5 protein-coding genes are annotated in these 4,266 nt (G+C 69.0%); 2 read left to right on the top strand and 3 right to left on the bottom strand.

Annotated features, from left to right (window positions below; all coding sequences use genetic code 11):
- Positions 1-129: 129 nt before the first annotated feature.
- Both ACFWRT_RS37530 and ACFWRT_RS37535 read right to left on the bottom strand, forming a co-directional pair.
- Positions 130-345 carry a DUF397 domain-containing protein gene (locus ACFWRT_RS37530; protein WP_380956085.1) on the bottom strand — a complete coding sequence of 72 codons (216 nt, stop codon included), beginning with the start codon at positions 343-345 and terminating at the stop codon, positions 130-132.
- Positions 338-1,135, bottom strand: a complete 798-nt coding sequence (locus ACFWRT_RS37535; RefSeq protein ID WP_380956084.1) for a helix-turn-helix domain-containing protein — start codon at positions 1,133-1,135, stop codon at positions 338-340. Before ACFWRT_RS37535 ends, ACFWRT_RS37530 begins: the two co-directional genes overlap by 8 nt.
- Positions 1,136-1,267: 132 nt before the next feature.
- Between ACFWRT_RS37535 and ACFWRT_RS37540 the strand changes: the two genes are divergently transcribed.
- Positions 1,268-1,612 carry a hypothetical protein gene (locus ACFWRT_RS37540; RefSeq protein WP_380956083.1) on the top strand — a complete coding sequence of 115 codons (345 nt, stop codon included), beginning with the start codon at positions 1,268-1,270 and terminating at the stop codon, positions 1,610-1,612.
- Between the two features lie 56 nt (positions 1,613-1,668).
- Here ACFWRT_RS37540 and ACFWRT_RS37545 read toward each other — a convergent pair whose 3' ends face one another.
- Positions 1,669-1,899 (bottom strand): hypothetical protein, encoded by a 231-nt coding sequence (locus ACFWRT_RS37545; RefSeq protein WP_380956082.1) that lies wholly within the window; start codon positions 1,897-1,899, stop codon positions 1,669-1,671.
- A 467-nt stretch (positions 1,900-2,366) separates the two neighbouring features.
- Here ACFWRT_RS37545 and ACFWRT_RS37550 point away from each other — a divergent pair, with 467 nt between their 5' ends.
- Complete coding sequence (locus tag ACFWRT_RS37550) at positions 2,367-3,401, top strand: hypothetical protein (protein ID WP_380956081.1); 1,035 nt, start codon at positions 2,367-2,369, stop codon at positions 3,399-3,401.
- Positions 3,402-4,266: the final 865 nt, after the last annotated feature.

A 4,266-nucleotide genomic window follows, 5' to 3' on the forward strand; every position in this document is an offset into this window, starting at 1 on the left:
ATCAACACCCCGCCGGGCTTTTACGCGGGGCCCCCCGCTGGCTTGTTACCCTAAAACCCCCCCCCCCGGGGGGGGGGGGGGGCCCGCTTGGGTCCGCCCCCCCCCCCGCCCGCGTGCACGGCCCGGAACTTACAGGGATCCGTCCCGTACGGCGGTGACGAAGGCGGACCATCCGGCGGCGGGGATGAGGAGCGTCGGCCCGCCGGGAACCTTGGAGTCGCGGACGGGGACGGCGGTGGGGTGGTGGTCCTGCACTTCGAGGCAGCTCCCCGACTCGCTGCCGCTGTAGGACGACTTGCGCCAGCGGGTGCGCGAGAAGGTGGTCGGGGTGCTCTGCCTAGCCATGTTCTCTGTAGCCCTTCGCTGTTGCCGTCACCTCTGCCAAAGACTCGTCTCGTGACAGGGAGTCGCTCAGTGCAAGAGCGTAACGGCTCTGGAGTGCCTCGACTACGGGTGGCGAATCGTGCAGCTTCCCCACCCGCACCCCCTCGCTGTAGGCGACTGGCGGCTGGTCCTCGAACCACATCAACGTCAGCATGCTTTCCAGCAGCGAGTGGAAGCCGAGCGACATGGGGAGCACGTGCGTCCGGATGAGCTTGGCTTCGGTGAGTTCGATGATGTGGTCCAACTGCTCCGCCATGACGCTCGGTCCTCCGATCGGACGTCGTAGCGATGCTTCGTCCAGGATTGCCCACACCACAGGCGGCTTGGGGCCATGGAGGATCTCCGCGCGCTCCAGCCGTGCGACGACGGCCTTGTCACATTCGGTTGGGCTCAAGGGTGGGAACGCCATACCGAGGACCGTGCGCGCGTACGCCTCGGTCTGGAGGATTCCTGGGAGAAACGACAGCGCGAACTCGCGGATCATTGTCGCCTGCTGTTCAAGATGCCGCGCTGCGCCGAAGTAGTCGGCAAGGACTCCGTCGTCCTCCTGGGGCCGGAAACTCGTGAGCACATTGCCCGTACCCAGGGCCAAATCCAGCCGCCGGGCATCCTCCTCGCTCGGCACGCGGCGTCCGGCCTCGATGTGCGAGATGTGCGACCGAGTCATCAGGGCCAACGTGGCCAGCTCCTGCTGCGTCAGGCCGGCCGCTTCGCGCTGAGCCTTCAACCATTTGCCATAGGTATTACTCACAGCCAACTCCCGTGCGACAAGCGCGATGTCACTCCGAATCCTCTGGCGAGCCTAGCCTCGCCGGTCTCACTCTGTGAGTGGATCGCTACTCAGCGAAGAATTCACCCTCACATGTCACGGAGTTGACTTCCCATGAGCGAAAAGTCGCCGAACGAAGCACGTTTGCTTCCCTGGACCGGCCTGGGAGGCAGGCCCTGCTACGTCGTCGGCAACGGCACGGGCAAGGTCTCGCAGGCCGCCGACAAGGTGGAGGCCCAGCAGTTGAGCATGGCGCTCGAACTGCTGGACCACGCCGACGACATGCTGGCCGACGCGCAGACCACCGAGATCCAGCTCCGCCACGTCAGCGCGGCCCTCGCGCACTCCCTGCGCGACGTGCACCGGGTCGCCCGGAGCCGGGGGCTCAGGCTCGGGATCCCCGACGACTCCGGGGAGGAGCATCCGTCAGGCCAGGGGCTCGTCCGACTGCTTCCCTGACGGCGAAGGCAACGGCGACGGCAACAACGTACTTTCCCCGTAAGCCAGTTCCGCGCTCATGAGGAAGAACCCTTTCGTTCTCCGCGGCCCCACATCACCACTGAGCAGAGAGCGGCGAGCGACGGGGCGTACATGGTCAGAGTGCCGGCCGTGGTGCAGCGGAACGGGGTGGGCGTGGTGGAGCCGGAGTCGTCGGTGGCGAAGATGGACATGTACAGCGCGCCGAGATTCACCAGCAGGCCGAAACCGGCCAGGACGGCCACCGCGCACAGGTAGGGCAGCGGCACTGTCCCGGCATGCAGGGGAGGGCGCTCGGGTCCGGCGTACCTGGGTTCATGGGCCCACGCCAGGAACCGGACAGGGCGGCGGACATGAGCCCCCGTACTCACTCCGGCATGGCTGATTTCCCCCTCGTACGGTGACGGCGTCCACCGGGTCGTGCGCGGGTGCGATCCGGTATCCGGCGCAGACCGCCCACCGGATCGCGCCGAGGCGCGACGCGCTGACGTGCGACATCAACTACTTAAAGAACTAAGAGAAATAACCCCACCCAACCCAACCCGTCCCGCACCTGACGGATCCCGGGGGCTCGTCACCCACACGGGTGAGGTTTGCCAACTGAGCTGGATTTCGCACCGGTTGGCAGGCATATGCTCACGCCGCCAGACATCACACATCAGACATACGTCGGCCCCCGGCCGGGACTGCAATCCCGATCGAGGGCCTGACCACCAAGGAAGAAAGCCCCTTCCCGATGGATACCCCGCAGAATACTGCGCTCGCGCGCGCCCTGACAGAGCTTCCCGGCCCTCTCCCGGTCCGTGGCGTGATCCACATCGCCATCCGCCACACCGACCGGTTCACCGTCGTCGGCAACCACCTCGCCCAGCACCCCACCCTCAGCACGACCGCCGTGGGCCTCGCCGTACGTATCCAGTCGCTGCCCCAAGGCACCGAGATCGGTATCAAGGCGCTCACCGCACGCCTCCCCGAGGGCGAGAAGCTCATCGCCGCCGCCCTGCGCGAACTCGAAGCCCACGGCTACCTCCAACGCGCCCGCACCCGCCTGCCGAACGGCCGGATCGCCACCCGCACGGTCTTCTGCAACCAGCCAGCGGCACTGCTACGACCCCGAGTCGCGGCGCCCCCGCCCCCTCTGCCGCCCGCCGCACCGGAGCCGCCCGCACCGGAGCCGCCCGCGCCCGAGGCGCCCGCACCGGAAGCCGCCCCGCCGCAGGCCCCCGCCCCCGTACCCCCCGACGTACAACACGAAGAAGAACACGCACCGCAGGACCTAACCCCACCGCCCCACCAAGCACCCTTCATCCCCCTCGTCCCACCCCCCACCGCGCCCAAGCCGCCGCGCCCGCCCCTGCCTCAACCCCACCACCCCACCCCGGAACTGGACCGCGTCGCCACCGCGCTCCTCAGCGACCTCCGCCGCCACGCACCCCAGCTCGTCCTCTCCGAGAACGACATTCGCCGACTCGCCCCCGCAGTCGCGGCCTGGCTGGAACGCGAAGCCGCTCCAGATGCCATCCGCCACACCCTCACCCACGACCTGCCCCAGCCCCTCCGTCACCCCGCCAAACTCCTCAAGCACCGCCTCACCGTCCTCCTCCCCCCACCCCTCCCCGACCCTCACGACCTCGCCGCCCCCGCCCGCCCACGCGTCATCGTCACCCCCTTCCAGACCTGCGACGGCTGCGAACGCGCCTTCCGCGCCCCCACCCCAGGCCGTTGCCGCGACTGCCGAAGCGAACACGGCCTCACCCAGGCCGCCGCCTGACATCCGGCCCGGCCGCGCCCGCCTGCGCTCCTGCACCCTGGGGGCGCCGGGAACGCCGTGCCTCTACGGGGAGCGCGGTGGCTGGTGCCCGTACAGAGCCGCCAAGTCTCGTCACTGCGAGGCGACAGCCGCGCGACCGCCTCCTCGGGGTGCAGCCTCGCGAGGAAGTCGGCGAGGTAGTCCTGCCAGTGGGCGGCGAGGCCGAAGCCGAGAGGCGGCTCGAAGGGTTCCGGCAGTGGCCGTATGGCGGGGATCTGATCGACCCGCTACGTATGCGGGGTGCCACCGCTCCCCGCCGCGACCACGTACCAGCGGCCCGGCCTTGAGGACCAACCCGTAGGTTCCCAGGCGCCGTTCGAACGTCGGTGGGGCCGCCCGCCGACGGTAGCGGGCCAACAGCGCGTGCCGGTTCCAGACGGCGGCGGTGGCCAGGTGGGGGGTCTCGTCGGCGTTCCCGTACCAGCCGGGCGCGTCGAGGTGGTAGCGCTTCTGGACCCGCCCGGCCTGCCCCCGCAGCTCGGCCCGGGAGGGCCGCGCACACGAGATCGAGACCCCGACGCATACCGCCGAGGAGAAGGAGGACGGCGAGGGGACCGAGGACGGGCAGGGCGGTCCAGAAGAGGTTGAGCCAGGTCGGCGCCCTCATTTCCGGCTGCGAGATCACCATTGCACGATGGGCACAGGGCCTTTGCGAAGAGCACCCGTCGGTCATACCGCTCCCCGGCGTGCGATGAAACTGAGTAGATGGCCGGCCATGATCCGTCACCGCACTAACAGCGGCTAACACAATGAGGTGGATCGCTCCTGTTGGCCGTGTCCGCGTCAGAAGTTGCGCGTTGGGCGGGCATGGGGACTTCGCCGTGGA

Origin of the sequence: Streptomyces cyaneofuscatus, assembly GCF_042718795.1 — a bacterium.
GTDB classification, from domain to species: domain Bacteria; phylum Actinomycetota; class Actinomycetes; order Streptomycetales; family Streptomycetaceae; genus Streptomyces; species Streptomyces cyaneofuscatus_A.

Bases quoted from the DNA above. Each gene is read 5' to 3' on its own strand.
- ACFWRT_RS37550 (WP_380956081.1), top strand. From the start codon at position 2,367: ATGGATACCCCGCAGAATACTGCGCTCGCGCGCGCCCTGACAGAGCTT.
- ACFWRT_RS37530 (WP_380956085.1), bottom strand. From the start codon at position 345: ATGGCTAGGCAGAGCACCCCGACCACCTTCTCGCGCACCCGCTGGCGC.
- ACFWRT_RS37540 (WP_380956083.1), top strand. From the start codon at position 1,268: ATGAGCGAAAAGTCGCCGAACGAAGCACGTTTGCTTCCCTGGACCGGC.